At 52.9% G+C, this 20,585-nt stretch carries 17 protein-coding genes and 1 pseudogene; 13 read left to right on the top strand and 5 right to left on the bottom strand.

The features are described 5' to 3' along the window. Positions 1-50: 50 nt before the first annotated feature. The gene (locus METLA_RS0102300; RefSeq protein WP_024297017.1) at positions 51-1,646 is read left to right on the top strand and encodes a phospholipase D-like domain-containing protein; all 1,596 of its coding nucleotides are present in this window, start codon (positions 51-53) and stop codon (positions 1,644-1,646) included. Between the two features lie 652 nt (positions 1,647-2,298). Here METLA_RS0102300 and METLA_RS0102295 read toward each other — a convergent pair. Beyond that, positions 2,299-3,285 carry an IS110 family RNA-guided transposase gene (locus METLA_RS0102295; protein ID WP_024296689.1) on the bottom strand — a complete coding sequence of 329 codons (987 nt, stop codon included), beginning with the start codon at positions 3,283-3,285 and terminating at the stop codon, positions 2,299-2,301. Between the two features lie 372 nt (positions 3,286-3,657). Here METLA_RS0102295 and METLA_RS0102290 point away from each other — a divergent pair, with 372 nt between their 5' ends. The 7 genes and pseudogenes from METLA_RS0102290 to METLA_RS0102270 all read left to right on the top strand — a co-directional run bounded on the left by METLA_RS0102290 (position 3,658) and on the right by METLA_RS0102270 (position 7,316). Beyond that, positions 3,658-4,146, top strand: a complete 489-nt coding sequence (locus METLA_RS0102290) for a hypothetical protein (RefSeq protein WP_036281369.1) — start codon at positions 3,658-3,660, stop codon at positions 4,144-4,146. 21 nt (positions 4,147-4,167) lie between these two features. After that, a complete protein-coding gene (locus METLA_RS0102285) occupies positions 4,168-4,479 on the top strand; it encodes a hypothetical protein (RefSeq protein ID WP_152539353.1) in 312 nt (103 codons plus the stop codon). A gap of 110 nt (positions 4,480-4,589) precedes the next feature. After that, positions 4,590-5,216, top strand: a complete 627-nt coding sequence (locus tag METLA_RS0102280) for a hypothetical protein (RefSeq protein WP_024297014.1) — start codon at positions 4,590-4,592, stop codon at positions 5,214-5,216. Between the two features lie 83 nt (positions 5,217-5,299). Next, positions 5,300-5,632, top strand: a complete 333-nt coding sequence (locus METLA_RS22390) for a hypothetical protein (protein WP_152539352.1) — start codon at positions 5,300-5,302, stop codon at positions 5,630-5,632. Positions 5,633-6,216: 584 nt separating this feature from the next. Next, a pseudogene (locus METLA_RS23895) lies at positions 6,217-6,402 on the top strand (type II toxin-antitoxin system RelE/ParE family toxin); the annotation flags it as partial. Beyond that, positions 6,395-6,679 carry a helix-turn-helix domain-containing protein gene (locus METLA_RS0102275; RefSeq protein ID WP_024297013.1) on the top strand — a complete coding sequence of 95 codons (285 nt, stop codon included), beginning with the start codon at positions 6,395-6,397 and terminating at the stop codon, positions 6,677-6,679. The pseudogene METLA_RS23895 and the gene METLA_RS0102275, both read left to right, overlap by 8 nt. A gap of 223 nt (positions 6,680-6,902) precedes the next feature. After that, complete coding sequence (locus METLA_RS0102270; protein ID WP_024297012.1) at positions 6,903-7,316, top strand: DUF3024 domain-containing protein; 414 nt, start codon at positions 6,903-6,905, stop codon at positions 7,314-7,316. A gap of 52 nt (positions 7,317-7,368) precedes the next feature. Here METLA_RS0102270 and METLA_RS0102265 read toward each other — a convergent pair whose 3' ends face one another. Continuing rightward, positions 7,369-8,367 (bottom strand): SMP-30/gluconolactonase/LRE family protein, encoded by a 999-nt coding sequence (locus tag METLA_RS0102265; RefSeq protein WP_024297011.1) that lies wholly within the window; start codon positions 8,365-8,367, stop codon positions 7,369-7,371. 566 nt (positions 8,368-8,933) lie between these two features. Next, the gene (locus METLA_RS0102260) at positions 8,934-10,247 is read right to left on the bottom strand and encodes a histidine kinase (RefSeq protein WP_024297010.1); all 1,314 of its coding nucleotides are present in this window, start codon (positions 10,245-10,247) and stop codon (positions 8,934-8,936) included. 486 nt (positions 10,248-10,733) lie between these two features. Between METLA_RS0102260 and METLA_RS0102255 the strand changes: the two genes are divergently transcribed. The 3 genes from METLA_RS0102255 (at position 10,734) to METLA_RS0102245 (ending at position 15,894) form a co-directional block, all read left to right on the top strand. Continuing rightward, positions 10,734-11,528 (top strand): hypothetical protein, encoded by a 795-nt coding sequence (locus tag METLA_RS0102255; protein ID WP_024297009.1) that lies wholly within the window; start codon positions 10,734-10,736, stop codon positions 11,526-11,528. A gap of 199 nt (positions 11,529-11,727) precedes the next feature. Beyond that, positions 11,728-13,122, top strand: coding sequence for an argininosuccinate lyase (gene argH, locus METLA_RS0102250; RefSeq protein WP_024297008.1), 1,395 nt, complete (start codon positions 11,728-11,730; stop codon positions 13,120-13,122). 117 nt (positions 13,123-13,239) lie between these two features. Continuing rightward, on the top strand, positions 13,240-15,894 hold the full coding sequence (locus METLA_RS0102245; protein ID WP_029646332.1) for a class I adenylate cyclase: 2,655 nt from the start codon (positions 13,240-13,242) through the stop codon (positions 15,892-15,894). Positions 15,895-15,939: 45 nt separating this feature from the next. Here the strand turns inward: METLA_RS0102245 and smbP are convergent, their stop codons facing one another. Continuing rightward, on the bottom strand, positions 15,940-16,287 hold the full coding sequence (smbP, locus tag METLA_RS0102240) for a small metal-binding protein SmbP (RefSeq protein ID WP_024297006.1): 348 nt from the start codon (positions 16,285-16,287) through the stop codon (positions 15,940-15,942). A gap of 176 nt (positions 16,288-16,463) precedes the next feature. On the opposite strand from smbP, the gene METLA_RS0102235 reads away from it, so the two are divergent. Both METLA_RS0102235 and METLA_RS0102225 read left to right on the top strand, forming a co-directional pair. Then, the gene (locus METLA_RS0102235; RefSeq protein ID WP_024297005.1) at positions 16,464-18,779 is read left to right on the top strand and encodes a M20/M25/M40 family metallo-hydrolase; all 2,316 of its coding nucleotides are present in this window, start codon (positions 16,464-16,466) and stop codon (positions 18,777-18,779) included. A 339-nt stretch (positions 18,780-19,118) separates the two neighbouring features. After that, positions 19,119-19,787: a lytic transglycosylase domain-containing protein gene (locus METLA_RS0102225; protein WP_024297004.1), complete on the top strand. Its 669-nt coding sequence runs from the start codon at positions 19,119-19,121 to the stop codon at positions 19,785-19,787. 5 nt (positions 19,788-19,792) lie between these two features. On the opposite strand, the gene METLA_RS0102220 is transcribed toward METLA_RS0102225, so the two are convergent. After that, on the bottom strand, positions 19,793-20,470 hold the full coding sequence (locus METLA_RS0102220; RefSeq protein ID WP_024297003.1) for an esterase/lipase family protein: 678 nt from the start codon (positions 20,468-20,470) through the stop codon (positions 19,793-19,795). Positions 20,471-20,585: the final 115 nt, after the last annotated feature.

Here is a 20,585-nt window from a genome sequence, read left to right as displayed (position 1 = left end):
TATGCCAAACCACAGCATTCACCGGCTTGATAGATTGATGGAGAACCTTGATGCATATCGCTGAGCATTACGCCATGCCTGTCCATGGCGATCTGGGCGGCTTTTTTGCGCGCGTGAACGACTTCGGCGACAAGTTTTTCATTCGCTGGGGCAAGATCGAATTCGATGTGCATTACGGCGTGCAGGCGAATGTCAAGGTGATCCTGAAGGTCTATCGCGAGCACAACGTCCGCGAGACCTACATCGTCGATACCGATCCTTACGATATTCACTGGGACCGGCACAAACGGCGGACGCGCGATTTTTACATCCATCCGCAATCGAGCAATTTCGGCCCGATCAGCTGCGTCAAGTTCTCCTTCATCGTGCATCTGGACGAGCACTCGATCGCCTCGCAGAACGATTACATCTTCATGGACGGCCATCAAATGCAGGACGAACAGCCGAAATACCGGCGCATCACCTCGGAATGGGCGACCCCGAATACCTACCGCACTTACGAGCTGAACGCGGGCGAATTGCAGAGCGACGTCGACTGGTACAATCACCATTTCGACTCGCTCAGGCTGACGCCGAAGTTCACCAAGGGCCTGCTCTATCATCCTTATCACCCGAAGCGCTTCATCCACGATCATATCGACAAGGTGATCCGCGGCCGCTACGAGAACCCGAACCGCCTGAGCACGATCAAGGTCAGCGTCGACTGCATCGACGACAGCGACTTCGTGACCCATCTGATCCATGCGCATCAGCAGGGCGTCTGCGTGCAATGCATCGTGGACTGGCGCAAGATGACCTTGACCAACAGCCAGAACTACGCCCGGCTGAAGCGTTCCGGCATCGAACTGGTCGGCGTGTTCTGCACGACCCAGCATCACCTGATCGAAGTCGAGCCGGACATGCATACCAAATTCGTGATCTTCAACGACGAGGACTGCATACTCGGCTCGTTCAACATCACCTTCGACCGCTGGTGGGCGAACTGGGAATCGGGCATGACCTTCCATTCGCGCGGCGTCTGCCGATTGCTAGACAACGTATTCCAGAGCCAGCGCGGCGGCGTGATTCAACGTTACGGCATCGATCCCCTCAGCCCGTTCAACCTGCTCTACACCTTCGGCCGCCACACGATGCTGAACGGCCGCTATTACAAGCCGCATCATGCGATCCTGGCCGAAATCAACCGCGCCCGCCATTCGATCAAATGCAGCCTGTTCCTGATCGGCGACCTGGTGGGCGACCATCACGACAGCGTGGTCGATGCGCTGATCAACGCGCAGCACCGCGGCGTCTATGTGCATATCCTGTTCAACGGCCATCTGGCGCGCGAGGGCCGCATCGGCGTCGAACGCAGCATGGCCGAGGAACTCAGCCGGCCGCTGTTGCCGTCGGTGCAGCGCCTGAAGAACGCCGGCATTCCGGTCGGACTGGTTTACGGCCAGGACGATCACAAGGTCCCCTACTCGCCGATCCATTCGAAATATTGCGTGATCGACGATGCAATCGTGATCGAAGGCAGTTTCAACTGGTACAACACCTCGGTGTTCTCACACGATCTGGTCGTGATCGCGAATAACCGCGAGGTGGCCGGGCCGTATTTGTACGAATTCGATGAAATACAGCGGTCGTTCCGGGTGTTTTATTAAAAGCCAGGGGCGCATCGCGCCCCTTTTCGATGCCGAAACAGCTGAAACCCTTGGTTAACGACAGAGCCCTTAATCCAGGCTAAATGCGTCTACTCTGTTTGATTGTTAAAATGCGCCAATGGTAATGGACGCGAATCTGGTCGCGGGCTTGATCAAGACGTTTTGGCGGTGTGTTTTTCGTTAGCATAAAGCGGTCGCTATCCATGATTAAATAGCGTAGCGCTTAGTTTGGCAGGTTGTCAGAGTGGCGTTATGCACCGATGACAGAAATTTGATATACACCTGGATAGGTGTCTACTTAACGTTAGGCAGCCCGCAAAACAAACTTACCATAAAAAGGAGGTGATGTTATTGACCAAACTTTTGAATTAGCCCCAATCATTCATGCCTGCGTCTCGGCCAATTTGCTTGGGGCAGGCCCAATACCCGCGACCACTATGTGTAATCAAGTAGAGCCGACTTTCCGCTGAAAGAGGAAAAGTATCTAATACTGTCAATTTTCTTCAGTCCTGGGATTCTATTGGGCCGCTTCTTTTCCAACTAATTGCTTTAAATAAGAGGAAGCCAATATATTCGTTTTTACCCGCGTCTGCCTAGTTTTGGATGTCGTTTTTCTAGCCTAATAAAACGGTCAAAGATACCGTCTTAAAAGTCAAGCTTTAACGCCATAGTCAGATCGGTAAGGCTCTCTGGTCTTAAGAACGCCAAAGCACAAATGCACCAGTTTTCGCATTACCGCACATAGAGCGGACATTTTCGATTTACCCCGTTCCTGTAGCCGTTGATAAAGTGCTTTAAGGTGGAGGTTATAACGGGTTGCTACGATAGCTGCCATATAAAGGATAGCCCGCATCTGTGCAGGGCCCGCTTTAGACAAGCGAGGTCGACCTAAAACAGATGAGCCAGATTGCCTCTCCACCGGCACTAGCCCGAGATAAGCTGCCAATTGCTCAGCCGATTGGAAGTGGTGGGTATGAATAATGGACAGCAAGTGATTACTGACTTGCGGCCCGACTGCTGGAATGCTGAGCAACAGATCACGGTCGGCTTTTAAGTTGGGATGCCTGTCAATGTGGTTGTCTATGTCTTGTTGGAGCTTGCTGAGTTGTTGCTCCAGAAAGGCAACAGAATCGACAATGGACTGATGGACGCGGGATGGCGTATCGATAACATCGGCTTTTTCCAACCGGTTGCGCTCGCGTTGCAGGTCTTGGGCAATCGCTTCACGGCGGGACAATAAGACTTGTAAGGTTCGAGCCTCTCTGGACGGCGGGGTCCAAATCTTGGGCTTGAGCAAGGCGCCGTAGCGGGCTAAGATCAAACTATCGATGCCATCGGTTTTAGTGCGAACACCGAGACTACGGCCAAAGTCTTTGACTTGAGCCGGATTGACAATCGAGACGGTGACTCCGGCATCGGCTAAAGCCAGCGCCGCCTGTTCGTGATAGACTCCCGTGCCTTCCAGGATAGCGTGAAGTTCTTGAGTCATGGCGTGCTGTTTCGCACACCAGGACAGGAGTTCGCCGACGCCGGCTTTAGAATTGGCAACCGATTTGGCCCGGCGTTTACTGCTAGAGACATCCACTAACAGGCTGCAATCCAGCTTGGCTTTGGAAACATCAATGCCTATGAAAAACATAAAGTTACTCCGAATGGCTAAAGTAAACCAACTGAGCTCACTTGCCTTGTGCATTCAGGGTCGAGGCCCTTGGCTACCGTTCAGTGTTCAGATTGGCATCAGCAGCGAGACAGAAGGTTTTCTCTTTGACACAAGGTTAACCCTAGGGACGCGCACAAACTCATTCTGCCTCAGGTTATGGTAGCTAATCATAACCGCTGTTAAGATACAAGGGACGCGCCGCCCGTTGGCGGTTTTGAAGGTTTGTTTTTGAATCAGGTTTGGCGGTTTCGCTTGGCTGCTATGAGCGGCGCGCCCCTTACCTTTACGTTATGCAGTTGGGAGCATGGCCCATCCCTATCTTCGGGCCAACACTTGAAGAGGAGAATGTTCATGGTTCGTAAAGCTATTTTTGCATCAATGCTGGTTGTTTCCACTTTTGCTAATGCTGGCCCTGTCGAAGATTTAAGTGGTGTTCTAAATGGTCGTGTTGGCGGCTCATCCGAGGATCGCCGTTCAGATGTTAAGCAGCTTGGTATTAAGATTGGTTGCAAAGGTGACACCTTAGAAGCAAGTGTCCGAATCACTGGTGTCACGGGCGCACAAGAAGGTGACACTGCAGCAATGTCCGTTACTTATAGCGGCAAGTATTATCGTCAAGGCTGGGACATTCCTTGCCAAAAAGTTTCTTCCAATCTTGGCGGACTGGAAGAAAAGAACGTTTCTGGAACTTACACTTTCCGGGTTACTGGCAAGGCATTCCAAAAACCAACCATCACTTGGGGGCAAGGCTCAAACTTCAGTGAAGTTAACGACCCTGGACATGACTCCAATGTTTTCGCCATTCGTGCTGTGCAAAATGCAATTGCAAGCGCGTTCTAATCTAATTTGAGGAGATTAAAAATGAGTTCATCATTGTTTACTAAAATTGCTGCAACCGGTTTAGTAATTATGGTTCCTACCATTGCAGTCGGAGAAAGCTCATCGCCCTCAACAACAGAATATGGATCTAGTGCAGCATCTCAGACATCCTCTCTCCCTGTTTACCAAAACAAAGGAGGAACAACTTATAATTTGCAAAGCACAACAACAGTTAATGGGGGCTATCAATACGGTGGCAGCGGAAATGTTGTTCCATCTAATAATCCAAACAGCCAATCATCCACATCGTATGGTGTTGGAGTCACAATTCCGTTCTCAACTGGAAATAGATAAAGAGCAAACATTAAAGTCAGCATAACTTAACGCTCAAGCCGACCTGCTTCCGCTACGCTCCAGCGGTCGGCTTAGCTTTACGTTATGCATATTAAGAAACAGACATACGTATGATTGAATATGGTTTCATAGGTGCCGGCTATCGAATATTAAAAGATATTTTCAGTTTTGCCCGTGGCAAGAAACGATCGCTATCTTCCTCTGAGAAGGTACAGTTAAGGCAAAAGTGGAAAAAGGAATTTGAGGAAATTATAGCTATCCGGCATAGAGATAAACTAAGAATGGATGTAATCATTCGTGACATGAAGCGTATTGATAACTATCCCGATGTTGATAATAAGAAGAAAGGTATTTCATCTTGGTTCAAGGCCGGTTTAATGGGTACATATCATAAAGGCATACAGGCGGGACTAAGTTGGGGATCACTGAAAATTGACCAACAAACAGGAAAATACAGATTTGTTGGCCGTAAAAACAAGGAAGAAGGCGATATTAATGTGATGCTAATCGGACTTATACCATACGAAAATATCGAAGCAACTGATTGGGAGGGAGATGAATATGGCGGGCATCCACATATTTACTGTCACTTTACAGAGAAGAACAAACAACCCTATGAGAGGTTGATTTTTTGCGAACAAAGGCAGTTAGACCAATTTACATACTACAACGAAGTTGCCGATTATGAAGAAGTTAGAAAGCTTAGCAAAAAACACAAAATCGAGCATTTTGCATAACAATGCGCTGCACCTGATCGCAATTTCGCTCCGCTTCATTGCGCCAGGTGAGCGCAGTCGTTAGAAATCATACCGGAAGCAACATGCGAGCAATGATTGTGTTTTTTCTGCTGGCCGTTCTGTCGGCCAATCCACTCGCAGGAGAGATAAAGGGAGCGGGCGGTTCGACGTGTGGAGCCTGGCTCCAATATCGCAAATCAAATGATTATGCCAGTGAACTAAATTGGATACAGGGGTTTATCAGCTCCTACAACCAATTTGTATATTCCGGCCCAAACCCTAATGGTATTTTTGGTTCTGCCGACTATCGTTCAATTGCTGTATGGATGGACAATTACTGCATGACGCATCCATTAGAATCTGTATATCGTGGAACATTGGAGCTTGTTGAGGAATTGAAGCAACGGGCACACTGAAAAAAAATGCAAAAAACGGGGTCAGGTATTGCAATCAAGCATTTATAGGGCCGTAGATGGGTAGAGCGGCAGCTAAACCCATCAATTTAATCCGGTGAAGCATGATTGTGTGCGACAGATTGCGGACTGGCATTATTCGTCGGCTCATCGATTCGTTAAATTCTAGCATGCCAGGAGTTTACTCCGGTGACAATAATTAAATCAAACCTAACAAAACAGTCAATTCATTGCAGCAGACAAGCTGCTGAATGCGGCGTTAGGAGATGCACTTCTTCTTGTTTCCAGTAATCCATTGGATTATACTGGCAGTTATGTTGATCACTGTCACTGGTAAGTGTTCACTTCCCCCTTTGAAAAAGGGGGATAGAGGGGGATTTATTTAAAAAAATCTCCCCTAGCCCCTCTTTTTCAAAGAGGGGAACTAAACGGTTACCTGTCACTGAGCTTCCTGAATACATCCGACGTGCCAATGAACTGCTCAATGAAGCAGAGCGCAAGGCGATCATAGACTATCTTGCTGCTCACCCGCGTAGCGGAGACATCATGGAGGGAACCGGTGGTATTCGTAAACTCGCTGGGCACGTGGCAACAAAGGTAAAAGCGGTGGAGTCCGAATCATTTATTTCTACCATGACCAACGTATTCCGCTCTATTTGCTTACCGTTTTTGGAAAAAATGAACAAGCGAACATCTCAAAATCTGAACGCAAGGAACTCGCCAAGTTGGTTTCAATACTCGTTCAAGTTGCTCTAGAGAGGGAACATGGCTAACGCATTTGAAAGTATCGCACAGGGTTTGCGCGAGGCAATTGCCCTCAATGAAGGTGAAGCAGTCCCTGCAAACACTTATCGCCCGGAAGAAATTGATGTGGGGCAATTGCGCCGCAGTTTAGGGCTTACGCAAACTGAGTTTGCAGCTAAGTTTTGCATCAGCCTCGGTACGCTCCGGCATTGGGAACGCGGCGATCGCAAACCGCATGGTCCTGCACTGGCCCTGCTGCATGTGGTTGCAAAAGAGCCTCAAGCAGTGCTTCGGGCACTGGCGTAGGCGTAAGGGTCGCCAAACATCCGGGAGTGTTGCGCGCGTTTTTAGCATCAAATTCGTAATAGCATGGCTCCGTTCCCTTGGACGCGGAGCGCCATTGTTTAGCACAACAAAACGGTCAAGGGACGCGCCGCCCTTTGGCGGTTTTTAAAGGTGGATTTTTGAATTGGGTTCGGCGGCTTCGCAAATACTTGGCGATTAGATAGTAGTGGTGAGTTGATTACAAATGACGAAGTTACGAAAAACGTGGGTCTATAGTCCCCAAAAACCACCGGCTCCCAAAGTACCTGCCAGCGTCAAGGCTGAGGCAGAACAAAAGGCTCGTCAACTCATTGAGACGACGCTAATACCACAGTACATCAAGCCAGCGCCGAAGGATTACGGCTTCAATTACCTCGTAGACATCTACACTAAGTGGTATCGGCATTACTTTTATTTCTGCGCGAAGTATTGCTCTCCTGACCCGAATGCCCTGTCGCCTGATTTCGAAACGAAGTTTGCTCGACTGGAGTATGTGGGAGAGAATCGCTTCAATCTATCCTTCATGCGTCACACAGGTGAATGGATAGAAGTTTATCCGAATCTATCATTTGACGAATGTTTAACGGCCATCAAAGTTGACCCTTTCTTTCGTCCGTAAGCCTTGTAGGTCGGGCACAAAAAGCGTGCCCGACCTACAAGGCAACGTCGTGCTACGGAATCGGCAACCCGCCAATATTTACTTCGATCTTGGAGAGATTCGGGTGCGGGGCTCCCTGCTGTGCTCCCAAGGCTCGGCTTATGGCGAAGCTAGCAATATACAACGTCTTCTTGTCATCGGCCTTCTTTCCGAATACCAGCGACGATGGCCCATCCAGCGGTGTTCCTTGCGCCAGTGTGGATAGATGCCCATCTTGGTCGATGACCGCCAAAGCATCCTGCCCATTTACCGCCACGTAGAGATTGCCCGACTTGTCGAAGGCCAGCCCGTCATTGCCTTTCAAGCGGTCATCCTGCACCCACACGTTGGGCGTGCCTGCCTCGCCGTTGGGTAGTACGGGGATACGAATGATGGCGCCACTATCAATGTTGCCGATGTAGAGATTGGATTTTTCCTTATCGAAAGCAATGCCGTCGGCGCCGAACCAATGCCCCACCAAAACCGGGTTATCGTGGTCGCCTTCCAGTAACGGGTGTTGTAGCCAAACCTCATATTGGCCGTTCGGGTCGACCTTCCAGATTTGACCATTGAAGGGATCGGTTACGTAAGTATTGCCTTCTCCGTCGAATGCCAGATCGTTGGGAAATCCATTAGGGTCGAGATGAGCTAACGGCGTAGCTTCGCCAGTGCCGTCGATGCGGAAGACATAAGAAGCATTGTCCGCCGGGTCGAAACTGCCGCTCCCGGCATAGAGATACCCATCCGGCCCGAATTTAACCCCCAGTGCGAAGCTACTCGGCGGTATAGGCAATTCTACGAACTGGGAAAGCTGTCCATCGGGGGTGAGTTTCTGGATGGTATTAGCCATTGAGAAATAGAAATTACCGGCCCCGTCCATGGTAACCGATTCCGGTAATTGAAACTGGTTAGCGTCGAAGAAGGTCACGCTTTGAGGGGTGTAATCCACAGCGTCAGCATCGGCCAAGGATGGCGCTGGAGTGAGGAATTGTAAAACGGAAAGCAAAACAGCAGCGTTGATTTCGAATCGCATATGTTGTCCTCAAGTATATTTTTGAATTTCTAGGCCGCGAAGCCCTGGCAAATTGACTCCCTTAGCAGGTCCTCAATATGCAACCGGAGTGTCGCTACCTCGTGATAGATTTTGGGAGATCTGAATCATCAAAATCGACTCGCCGGCGCGAACACCCTTGTTTACCCAGCCGGCCCGCGTCATACGGATCGATCCAACAAGGGGTCGAGACCTCACTCCATTATGACATGACTCCCTTTCACAATGCTTTAATGGTCCCCACGCTCTGCGTCACTGCCATTAAGTTAAGGCGGTTATCTCCCTCTCCCTTCGGGAGAGGGTCGGGGTGAGGGGAATAAAATAAGGAAAAATACTTTATTTTGATCCCCTCATCCTAGCCTTCTCCCGGAGGGAGAAGGGACCGGCCATCCTTAACTTAATGGCAGTGACGCTCTGCGTGAGAACGATGAAAGTTTCTTAAGTTGATGCAGGGCCATCAGACAGTCTTCTGTCTGATCAGGCGGGGCGGAAAACATACCATAGAAATACTCCCCAATGCCCCAGGATCATCTTTTTTCGCCTGCCGATTAGCGCGCCAGCGGGATGCTCGCGACGATACGCATCCCGTGTTGCGGCCGGGTGTCGATGCTGAACTCCCCACCCAAACTTTGGATGCGCTCCCGCATCCCCAACAGGCCGAAACCGCTTTTGATGTTGCCGTCGGCGCAGCCCTGGCCGTTATCGCTCACCTCCAGCTTGAGCCGCTCTTCCGGATCTTGAACTATTTGCAGCGTGATCGATGCCTGACTGGCCTCCGCATGGCGTACGATATTGGTCAGACATTCCTGCACGACCCGGAAAATCTGAATGGTGACTTTCTGATTTAAGGCATCCACGCAATCGGTGCAATCGAGGCTCAGGTGCAATTCCGGATGCCTGGAAGCCCAATGCCCCAGCAAATCCTCGACCGCCGCCTTCAGGCCCAGCTCGGTCAAGACCAGAGGATGCAACTGGTGCATCATCGAACGCACCACGGTCATCAAATGATCGGAGATACTTACGATCGCCTCGGTGGTTTGCTGGATGTCGGCTTTTTGGTGCGCCGCGGTGACCGCCATCACCTTGATCGCGGTCAGCGATTGCCCCAATTCATCGTGCAGCTCCTGAGCCAAGCGTTGCCGCTCGTCTTCCTGTATTTCCAAGGAATGCTGGGTCAAGGCCCGGTTTTCCTGCTGCGCCTTGCGGAGTTCGTCGGTCATGTGATTGATCGCCTTCGCGATGCTGTCATATTCGAGGGTCGAAAACTCCGGCAATTTTTGCAGGTAGCGCCCTTTTTCGATGTTCTCCAGCGCATTCACGATGATCGCTATCGAGTTCAAGGCCTTGCTGAAAGCGAAATGCACCGCCAAAAAAGTCAGCAGCGTCAGCACCGACAGCGAGATGAAAAACGCGACGCTTTCCGCCCAGACTTCGGTAATTTCATCGAGCGGATTGGCCTGGATCAGCAAAATAAACTGCTTACCGTCCGCGGTCACGATCGGCTGTTCGGTTTGGCTATATTTACCGCCGACCAAGGCGATAAACCATTGCGGCGGCAGTTCCTCGCCGGCATCGCCCGGCGCAGTATGGGGCACGTTCAGAATCTGCCCGGAGGGCGTTTGCAGTTGAATATGCAGGTGGCGCGTTGCTTTTAACGAATTGATGCCGCGCAGCCAGTCGGCCTCGTTGAACTGCGTTTGCGAAAAGCCGAAGCGAATCAGTTGCGCCGCCAAACTGACCGAGGCATCGATTTCCTCATTGACCGCCTGCCGCGCCTGCCAGACCGCAATGCTGCCGCCGAGCAGCAAAATACATACGGACGAAAACAGGATTCTGATATTGATTTGATAACGTAAGCTCATTATTTTCCGTAAAACCGTTAACAATATAAGCCCATATTACCAAAGAAAGGCTCCCAATAAGGCATGGCCGCCAGCGCAGGCAAAATGCGGGGCCCGCTTTTCGAATCCACTATTCCCAGCGATTTCTCATCTTTTTGTTTTCTCCGGAAGGCGCATTGTGTATGATAAAAGCCAGTCGTTCGGGTTGGCTTGTCAATCTTTTCCCCTAGTGCAGAGCGCAAAGGCAAGATTATTCAGCAAACCCTCGGACAATAATTTGATTTCGCTTTAACCCAAACAGCAGCCACACGCACGTGTCTTTGGGAAACTCCGGCCGATCACTCAAATACCCGCATCGTTCCGTCAGGGTTGTCGAGTGCATTGGATCGAGGCATTAAAACAATAACAACCGTCCTCCCGCTTTTTCTTTCGGAACCTCCGTTTCCGCCTGTTGCCGTCATACAGCGAAGTTTCGACCGGCTTTTTCACTACCCTCACCACCGACCTATGGAAACCAACATCCCTCCCCATGCCCACGATCATCCGCTCAAGGGCATCAACCTGATCAGCTTTTCGACCTCGATCAAGCTGCTATTCAGCGGCTATCTGACGACCGTTGCGGTCGGTTATCTGATGGCCTTGACTCAGATCCTGTTTACGCACGGCATGGCCGACGGCCAGTTCGGCCTGTCGTTCGACGACATTGTGTATAGCTACTACGGCGATCGCTCAAGCTCCACGCTGGAAGGTAAATTGAACGGCTCGATGAAGGCCAACGCGCCGGACGAAGACCGTTTCCGCATCATCCAATGGGTTCGGGACGGCGCGGACAAACAGGAATACACGGTTTATATCAAGCCGATCATCGACGACCACTGCGTGATGTGTCACAACGCCGACGCCGGCGCGCTGCCCGATTTCAGCACTTACGAGAACCTGAAAAAATACACGGATACCAACACCGGCGCGACCTTTGAAGCGCTGGTCCGGGTCTCGCACATCCACATCTTCGGGATCAGCTTCATCTTCATGTTCGTCGGCCTGATCTTCAGCTTCAGCACCGGGGTCAACAAGCAGTACAAATATGCGGCGATCGTGATGCCGTACATATTCCTGCTGGTCGACATCTTCTCCTGGTGGCTGACCAAACTTTCTCCGCACTTTGCGATCTTTGTGATTCTGGCCGGCGCGGGGATGGGCCTGTCGTTCGCCTACATGTGGTGCGTGTCGATGTACCAGATGTGGATACTGGGGCCGGTGAAGCACCAGGAAGACGGCCGGAATGCGCTGCTGCGCGATTAGGTAACCGCCCCTGCGCGGCAACATGCCTTTCACCTTGAGCTTGCCGAATCCTTCCAGGCGCCGGCAAGCTCGACCTCATCGCACGGCTCGCACGGAGCCGCTTAAAGCCTTCGGAAACCTGCTATAATGGCCCGATTTTTGACTGGGCGCGGATGCTGAAACCCGCATGCGCGCGCATTGACCCGACCCCGCCGAATCCATGACCAACGTTAACACCGAAAAACTTTCCAGCGCCCGTTTTGCCGAGGCGACCGATGCCTTTGTCGAAGTCTTTACCGCTTCGGTCGATTTCGACAAACGCATGGCCGAGCAGGATATCCAGGGCTCGATCGCGCACGCGAAGATGCTCGCGAAGACCGGCATCTTGACCGACGACGAGTGCTCTGCGATCGAGAAGGGCCTGACCCAAATTGCCGGCGAAATCAGAAACGGCGAGTTCATCTGGTCGATCAAGCAGGAAGATGTGCACATGAACATCGAGGCGCGGCTGACCGATCTGATCGGCATCGCCGGCAAGAAACTGCATACCGGCCGTTCGCGCAACGATCAGGTCGCGACCGACATCCGCCTGTATCTGCGCAGCGAAGTCGGCCAGATCGAGCAGCAATTGACCCGCCTGCAAACCGCGATTTTGAATCTGGCCGAACAACATGCCGGCACGATCATGCCCGGCTTCACGCATTTGCAGGTCGCCCAGCCGATCACCTTCGGCCACCATTTGATGGCCTGGTTCGAGATGCTGCAGCGCGACCGCGAACGCTTCCAGGACTGCCTGAAGCGGATCAATATCATGCCGCTGGGCGCTGCGGCCTTGGCCGGCACCAGCTATCCGATCGACCGTGCGATCACCGCCGAACTGCTCGGCTTCAGCCGGCCGTCGGCCAATTCGCTCGACTCGGTCAGCGACCGCGATTTCGCGATCGAATTCACCGCCGCGGCAAGCCTGATCATGATGCATTTGTCGCGCTTCTCCGAGGAATTGATTCTCTGGTCCAGCGCCCAGTTCAACTTCATCGAAATCCCGGACGCCTTCTGCACCGGCTCCTCGATCATGCCGCAAAAGAAAAATCCGGACGTGCCGGAGTTGGTGCGCGGCAAATCGGGCCGGGTGACCGGTCATTTGGTGTCGTTGTTGATGTTGATGAAAAGCCAGCCCTTGGCTTACAACAAGGACAATCAGGAAGACAAGGAACCCTTGTTCGACACGGTCGATACCGTAATCAACTGCCTGCGCGCCTACGCGGACATGGTGCCGCACATCCAGGCCAAGAAAGACAACATGTATCAGTCGGCGAAAAAAGGTTTTGCGACCGCGACCGATCTGGCCGATTATCTGGTCCGCAAGGGCATGGCGTTCCGCGACGCGCATGAGGTGGTCGGCCTGGCGGTGCGCCTCGGCGTGACGACCGAGCGCGATCTGTCCGAACTGACTTTGGCCGAACTGCAACAGTTTTCGCCGCTGATCGGCGCCGAGGTATTCGATTCGCTGACGCTGGAAGGATCGGTCGCCGCGCGCAAACATTTGGGCGGCACCGCGCCGGATACGGTCAGACAAGCGATTCAGACGGCCCGCAAAATTTTAGCCGATTCATAAAATTTCCTGAGCGGCAGGCTTTCGCCGCTCCGTTTCGAGCGCGAACCGCCTGCCTCGTTCAATAAAAAACACCCCTTGTACTATACTGGGAAGGAAATATTATAATCACCTTAAATCGTGCCCAATCAACTCCCCCCCATACAGCTAGGCGTTCCCGGAGAAGAGATCAGTTTTAGAGATCTTTGGACCCTCTCCAAACGTTTTAAAAAACTGCACCAACTCAAAAGAGAGAGCATTCGGCACATTTTGAACAGTAGCCAGCGGCAATTTCTGGATGCGTTGCCGCTGATTCTGCACATGAACCACCCTGCATTGCCGGGCTTTATCTCCACGGCAACGCCCGCGGGCATTTTTGCTTACCAGCCCGATAAACGGGCCATCAACGCCGCGCGGCAAATCAACCGCAGCTTTAATCTTCGGCCGCAAAGACGCCGCGATCACCATGCGGCGATCGACGGTCTGTTTTTGATGGGCAGCGTCGGCAGCATCGCCTTTACCAAAGCCAGCGATATCGATATCTGGTTATGCCACAAGGCCGATCTGACGCAAGCGGCACTCGGCGAACTGCAAAAGAAAGTCCAAACCCTGGAGGATTGGGCCGCGTCGCTGCATCTGGAAGTGCACTTTTTCCTGATCAACAGCAAACAATTTCTGCTCGATCAAAAAACGCCGGTTTCCGCCGACAGCAGCGGCGAAACCCAGCATTATCTATTGCTCGAAGAATTCTACCGGACATCGGTGTATGTCGCCGGCAAGGTGCTGGCCTGGTGGTTGGTTCCCCCCGAACACGAAAACGATTATCAAGGCTATCTTGCGCATTTGCTGGAACGCCGGTTTGTCAACGCTAACCAGATTCTCGATCTGGGCGGACTCGCACATGCCCCCGCCGATGAATTCATCAGCGCGACGCAATGGCACATCTATAAGGCGCTGAATTCGCCGTACAAATCCTTGTTGAAGTTGTGCCTGCTGGAATGCTATGCGAGCGAGTATCCCTATACCAACTGGCTGTGCATCGCCATCAAGCGCGCGGTTTATCAAGGCCAATTGACCGGCCTCGAGATCGATCCCTATGTGCTGATCTACCGCAAATTGGAAGATTATCTGCTCAAAGCGCAGAGCCACGAAAGACTGGCGATGATTCGGCGGATTATCTGTCTCAAGGTGACCGAAGCGTCGGGTGATCATCGGCAAACTGGCCCACTGTCGCCTTACGAGAATTATTTTCGCGAGATGGCCGCAAGCTGGCAGTGGCCGAACAATCCGCTCAATACGCCATGCGATAGCAATGCTTGGGATATTGAAACATTACTGGCCGAAAATGCGGCGATCGTCGAACAATTGGCGCATTGCCATAATAAAATACTGCGTTTTGCGCACGAGCATATCGATCCTGATTTTCAGGAAAGCAACGACATGAAGTTGCTCGGCAGAAAACTGATCGCTTTTTTTGAAAGAAGGCAAGGCAAGATTGAAATTAGCACGACCCGAGGATACGGGCTGCCGATCAAGCATAGCCTGTCGATCGTCGAAAGTCAGTCCGCTGCGCCCGAGGCCGAATGGGCTTTATTTGTCGATCACAACAACGCCCAGGATGCGGCTCTGCGAACACCGCTGTATCGCCGGCCGACGCTGATCGAAATGTTATGCTGGCTCAGCGTCAACGGTTTTTATCGTCCACGCGCGCCGATTCAATGCAAGGTCGAATCGTTCAAGCTGACGCCGATCGAGCTGAACACGGTACTGGATCGCTTGGACAAGTTTTTCAAATGCCATTTCGATTTTTCGGACTCACTCGGCAATTATGAAGGCGATAACAGCTTAACGCACTCGCTGCTGCTGATCAATATAGGCCAAAGACTCCCGGATACGGAAGACGGCCCCTATGTGCTCAGCCCCAGGAATAACCCGTTGAGCCATGGCGCGCGGCGCGAATGCCTGGTGCGAACGATAGACCGGGTATCGCTCAGTCATTGGAATGAAGTGTTGACCAGCCACGAACAGGGTATCGAAGGCCTGCTCAATTGCCTGATCGAAATGATCAACGACACGAAGGAGCCTGTAGCGGCCGATTGCCTGACGGTCATGTGCCAAACACCGGGGCATGCCGATAACATCATCCGGCGCATCGAACAGTTGTTCGAGGCCTTGCTCGAACTCCATCGCGATGATCCGGCCAATCCGGCGCCCCGTTACGTGCTTGCGGGCGGCGAACGCTATTTCATTGTTTCGAAAAAAGATTCCAGTTTACAGTACCAGCCTTGCGCCAACGAAGGCCAATTAATCAAAGCGCTGTCCACGCCGCAAGCACTTTACGGATCGGTCGTTTTCGATGCCGAGGTGCTGGCAGAGACACCGATTCCTGCGCTTTACCGGGAAAACCGGCCGCACACCGTGCAGTGCTTCTTTTACCGGGAAGCCATCGGCGCCACGGTCTATATCCTGGATGAGCAAGGTTCACTGTATAGCCGGCAATATCAGGACGCCTCCTTGAACCCGCTCGTGAGCCAATACGCGCGTTTTTTGACTGCCGCTTCATCCCGAAAGCCAACCGCAGCGACCGCAATCGAATTTTTTGAACTGAAAAAAAATGCCGCGGGCGCTTGGTCGTGTATTGAGATCTCACGCTCTCTACCTCAGAAGCAGAGATGCAACGAACTTGATCTGCCGCCTTCGACATTTGCCATTACCGACGCGGCAAATCGACAAATGCTGCATTTTCTCGAATGCAAGAAAAGCCTCGAAGCGCGACTTGACGACAAACAAAATTGAGTTGTTTAAGGGCGGCCGTATAGCTTAGCCGCCCTACGTAAAGACTTACTTATTGGCCGCTTTTAAATGGTCGACCGCTTCCTCGGCGGCTTTTGTCGCGATGGGTTCATGGCCGGCGCCCTTTTTGCCGTGTTCGATTGCGACTTCCAGCGATTTGATCGACGCATCGATATGCGTCTTGGCTTCGCCTTTTGCAATATCCGAGGCCGCATGCGCATGTTTCAACGCTTCCGTGGCATGGTCCACCAGCATGGACGCATGTCCGGCCTCACCATGCATCACCGCCTGATTGGCGTGTTCCAAAGCCGCTGCCGCGTGTTCCTCCGCAACAACAACAGAGGCAGAACCCAGCAACAGCAATAAACCCGCACCTAACAACGCAATTTTGTTCATTTTTATCTCCTAAATTCGAAAAATGATCCGCTTGCCGGACATGCGTCAACGGCTGCGCCGACCTATCCACTACCTACACTTCATCACTGAAGTGTAGGCATAAGACACGGACGAAAATTGTCAGTTCCGGCGGAGCTGTTTAAACTTCAGTTTTCGTCACCCGGCATCCCGATCCCATGTCCCCAAAGATCGCCTGGCAACAGGCTTCCATCATCCTCCTGTTCTGGGGCCTGGCATTTTGGGCCTGCGGCCTTATGCTCGTCCCGCCCGCACTCGATCGAGGTCGAGGCGAGACGGCGTATTCGATCGAGCATGCGCTTGCGCACTTGCGGCATATCGCCGCCAAACCGCACCCGGTAGGCTCCAGGCCGCATGATGAAGTCGCCGCTTATTTGCTGGAACAAATCGAAGCGCTCGGCTATCACGCCGAGGTGCAGGAAACGATCGCTTCCGCGCGCTTTGATACACCGGAGCCGTTCGTAAAAGCCGCGCGGATCAAAAACATCATGGTGCGCGTGCCGGGTAAAAAGAGTCAGGGTGCGGTGCTGGTCGCGGCGCATTACGATTCGGCCGAGACTTCGCCCGGAGCGGCGGACGACGGCGCGGCGGTCGCCTCGATGCTGGAAGCGCTACGCCTCTTGAAACATCGCGCTCGCGCCCAAAACGACCTGATCTTTCTGTTCTCGGATGCTGAAGAGTTGGGCCTCTTGGGCAGCCGGGCATTTGTCGAGCGGCATCCCTGGGCAAAGGACTGTGCAGTCGCGCTCAATTTCGAAGCGCGCGGCAACGGCGGCGTGCTGTTGATGTTCGAAACCAGCGACCGCAACGCCCGGCTGGTCGAGCATTACGCGCGCGCCGCCGTCCATCCGGTCGCCTCCTCGCTGATGTTTTCGATCTATAAAAAACTGCTGCATAACGATACCGACTTCAGCGTCTTCCGGGAAGCCGGCATCGCCGGGATGAACTTTGCGTTCATCGAAGGATGGACCGATTATCATACCGCACTCGACAGCCTGGAACGGCTGGACCCGCGCACCCTGGCGCTGCAAGGCGAAAACCTGCTGCAACTGGCCCGGCATTTTGCCGATGCCGATCTGAAAAATCTGGATCAGGATGGCGACCTCGGCTATTTCAACCTGCCTTTCGGCAAATTGTTGCTGTTTTCTCTGGACGCCCCTCTTCCGCTGCTGATCGCCGGTGCGGCGCTCCTGTTGTTTGTCCTGCTCGCGATGGCCGGCGGTTATTACCGCCGGCTGGGCATGCGGCAATATTTTCTGCAAACGGCGATTTTCCTGCTGCTGGCAGGCCTGATGACGGGCATCAACTTCACCTTCCATGTCGCGGTCATGCACCTTTATCCAAATTACCGCTGGCTGCAGGAGCCTTATAACGCGACGCTCTACTTTCTGGCGTCTTGCTGCTTAACCGTCGCCGCATTTATGCTGCTGCATAGGAGACTCTCCCGATGGATCCAGCCGCGCGAATTTTCGGCGGGCGTCCTCAGCCTCTGGCTGGCGGCGGGCATCTATCTGGCCCTCGCATTTCCGGGCGGCGTATTTTTTGCGCTGGTCCCGGCGTTGGCCATGCTTGCCGATTGGGCATTCCGCCTAGTCTGGTCGGGTATGCGGAACATCTTCATTACCGGCGCCTGCTCGACGGCCGTTTTACTGATCGTCGCGCCGACGCTGTATCTGGCCCATCATGCGCTCGGCTTTCATGCCGATTGGCTGCTGATGATCGTCGCTGCGCTGACGCTGGGCCTGATCGCCCCTGCCCTGGACATCCTGGCTCGCGCGTTCGGCTGGAGCCTGCCGGCCGGTTTCCTCGCGGCCGCCAGCCTGTTGCTGATCCAGGCCGACCGCGCATCCGATTTCAGCCCGGACCGCCCCAAACCCAACAGCATCGATTATGCCTGGGACGGCGCGACTGATACGGCCCGATGGCTCAGTTACGATGCCGAAGCGGATGACTGGACCCGCCAATTTCTAACCGCAACACCCGCGATCAGCACTAACGGAATTTTTGCTGATTTCGTTCCGGTGCGGCGCCTGTTGGTGCGAGAAACCCAGCCTATCCCGCTTGCGGCGCCCGACGTCCGCGTCGTGGAGCAACGCCGCGCCGAGGGAAAAAGTTATCTCGGCATCCATATTCGTTCGCGGCGCGCTGCCTCGACGATCCGCTTGAAAGCCGACAACATGGCGGCTGCGGTTCAAATTTATGCGGACAAACAATTGATTTATCAGAACCCTCGTGCGGACTCGCCGATTCAGTACATCGAATTCCATGGACTGCCGGCTGAAGGCATCACGTTGACCTTTGTGCTGCCGGCCGATTTGCGCATGAAGTCGCTGGAAATCATCGAAATTCGTTCCGATCTGGGCGAAATTTGGCAGAAAAACTTTAAATCACGGCCCGAAAATAACATCCCGATGCGCTCGTCGTCGGCCATGCCGGTCGATGCGGTCATTCTGCGGCAGTCGTATCGGCTCTGAATCGCCCCTCGGCAATCGCCTTTCTTATGTCGGCAAAATGCCCATAACCATTATTTTTCAATGGTTTAAAAAATATTCATCAAATAAAACAGAGGCTTAAAAAAAAGACAGGCATAAACTTTTTGCTTTGGCAAATGCGCGGCAAAAGTTTGCACCTGCCGTGATTATGCGTTAAGCTTCAAAACGTCACCAACACCAGCGAGTCTGTTATTAACTTTTTTTTCCTTATTTTTCCGGCAATTGTCATGACCTTTTGCCTGATATTGCCGTTCAATCCCGGGTTTGCCAAGCGGTGTGGCGCTGACGGCAACATAACCCGTAAATAACAAGAGGCCGAATATGCGAACTCAAATCTTGCTAAAACGCGCTTACCACGATACTGTCACCATCCCGCTGCTATTTTTGATTGGTGCCGGGTTAACCCATCAACCCTCGCGGGCTGCCGTGCCATCGATGAAATTCGATCCGAGCGATTCGCACGAATTTCAGCAGGAAGCGGCCAACACCGATCCGAACATTCTAAAAATCAAGGCGCTGTCCGGCTACATCAAGGAACGATTCAAAATTTCCGAAAACAAGGCGGCGACGATCGTCTCCGAGGCATTTCGACACGGATTGCAACAAGGCCTGCAACCTGAATTGATTCTGGCCGTGATTGCGGTCGAGTCCAGATTCAAGGAAAAAGCAATCAGTCCGGCCGGCGCGCGCGGACTGATGCAGGTTCTGGCCAGAGCCCATCCGAAGAAAGTCCAAAATCTCGGAGGCTTGCCCGCCTTGTATGATCCGCGCAAAAACATCAAGCTCGGCACCCATATCCTGGCGCAATACAAGGATGTCAGCAACGGCAATATCCGGCGCACCTTATTGCGCTATAACGGCAGTTTGGGCAAATCGAAATCGCGCTATCCCGACAAGGTGATGCGCGTCTACAAACAAATGAAAACGACGGCCCGCCTGAGCGAGCAATTACAGTTGGCGCAAGCCAATCGGACGACGCTCCAGCAGTAACCTAGCTATTGGACGAAGCGGCCTTGCTGAATGAAGTGTAAGGCCTGCCGGATCACTTGATCGCGCCGCATGATGAACGTATGCGAGTAAGGCAGCACGATGAAATCGCACATGCCGTCGACGTGGGTCCGGCTGACCGCCACCTTGCCGTCATTCGCTTCCGGAAACAATAGCGACAGCAAGGGATTGGCGGTTTTATCGCCGGCAATCACGCCGGCTTCGAAATTGACCGAGCCGAGCCGATTCGGCAAACTGTCCGGTTCCGTGCCGAGCTGCAATCCGGCCGGACCATTCAGCAGATAAAACAGCCGCCAATTACCGAGCCTATCGACAATTTCGCTGCCCTTATTCGGCGGCGCGAGCATCACCACGCGCCCGAGTTTTTCGATCGACGCGACCGACAGATAATAACGGATCAGGATACCGCCCAGGGAATGCGTCAGGAAATGAATTTTTTTGACGTCGGCGGCCTCGCATTCCTGCACAACCTGCCCGATGCATTGCAGCGCCAGCGGCTCGATTTTCTGCTGCGTCGAAGGATAGCTCGCATTGACGATTTTATAACCGTAGCTCGCCAGCACGCTGCCCGCCTTGTCCATGCTGCGGTAGGTGCGCTTCAGACCATGCAGGAGTACGATCGCCTCTGAATCTTTTTCAATCGCGGTCAAGGTGAAGTCTTTCATCAGCTTTTAGAATCCAGCAAATTGCAGTATAAAGCGTTTGATCCAGTTCGTATAAGCCTGCTCGGTGCGGATGCTGGAATGCTTTCAGGCGGATTTTGTCCCTAACCTGATCGAG

This window comes from Methylomicrobium lacus LW14 (assembly GCF_000527095.1).
GTDB classification, from domain to species: Bacteria; Pseudomonadota; Gammaproteobacteria; order Methylococcales; family Methylomonadaceae; genus Methylomicrobium; species Methylomicrobium lacus.
Note: the sequence above shows the minus strand (reverse complement) of the source record. Positions and strands in the feature narration are given on the sequence as shown.

What these genes read in the sequence shown, in the direction of transcription:
- METLA_RS0102290 (WP_036281369.1), top strand. Translation starts at nt 3,658, where the DNA reads ATGGTTCGTAAAGCTATTTTTGCATCAATGCTGGTTGTTTCCACTTTT.
- METLA_RS0102270 (WP_024297012.1), top strand. Translation starts at nt 6,903, where the DNA reads ATGACGAAGTTACGAAAAACGTGGGTCTATAGTCCCCAAAAACCACCG.
- METLA_RS0102260 (WP_024297010.1), bottom strand. Translation starts at nt 10,247, where the DNA reads ATGAGCTTACGTTATCAAATCAATATCAGAATCCTGTTTTCGTCCGTA.
- METLA_RS22390 (WP_152539352.1), top strand. Translation starts at nt 5,300, where the DNA reads ATGCGAGCAATGATTGTGTTTTTTCTGCTGGCCGTTCTGTCGGCCAAT.
- METLA_RS0102275 (WP_024297013.1), top strand. Translation starts at nt 6,395, where the DNA reads ATGGCTAACGCATTTGAAAGTATCGCACAGGGTTTGCGCGAGGCAATT.
- METLA_RS0102300 (WP_024297017.1), top strand. Translation starts at nt 51, where the DNA reads ATGCATATCGCTGAGCATTACGCCATGCCTGTCCATGGCGATCTGGGC.
- argH (WP_024297008.1), top strand. Translation starts at nt 11,728, where the DNA reads ATGACCAACGTTAACACCGAAAAACTTTCCAGCGCCCGTTTTGCCGAG.
- METLA_RS0102220 (WP_024297003.1), bottom strand. Translation starts at nt 20,470, where the DNA reads ATGAAAGACTTCACCTTGACCGCGATTGAAAAAGATTCAGAGGCGATC.
- METLA_RS0102255 (WP_024297009.1), top strand. Translation starts at nt 10,734, where the DNA reads ATGGAAACCAACATCCCTCCCCATGCCCACGATCATCCGCTCAAGGGC.
- METLA_RS0102225 (WP_024297004.1), top strand. Translation starts at nt 19,119, where the DNA reads ATGCGAACTCAAATCTTGCTAAAACGCGCTTACCACGATACTGTCACC.
- METLA_RS0102280 (WP_024297014.1), top strand. Translation starts at nt 4,590, where the DNA reads ATGATTGAATATGGTTTCATAGGTGCCGGCTATCGAATATTAAAAGAT.
- METLA_RS0102285 (WP_152539353.1), top strand. Translation starts at nt 4,168, where the DNA reads ATGAGTTCATCATTGTTTACTAAAATTGCTGCAACCGGTTTAGTAATT.
- METLA_RS0102235 (WP_024297005.1), top strand. Translation starts at nt 16,464, where the DNA reads ATGTCCCCAAAGATCGCCTGGCAACAGGCTTCCATCATCCTCCTGTTC.
- smbP (WP_024297006.1), bottom strand. Translation starts at nt 16,287, where the DNA reads ATGAACAAAATTGCGTTGTTAGGTGCGGGTTTATTGCTGTTGCTGGGT.
- METLA_RS0102265 (WP_024297011.1), bottom strand. Translation starts at nt 8,367, where the DNA reads ATGCGATTCGAAATCAACGCTGCTGTTTTGCTTTCCGTTTTACAATTC.
- METLA_RS0102295 (WP_024296689.1), bottom strand. Translation starts at nt 3,285, where the DNA reads ATGTTTTTCATAGGCATTGATGTTTCCAAAGCCAAGCTGGATTGCAGC.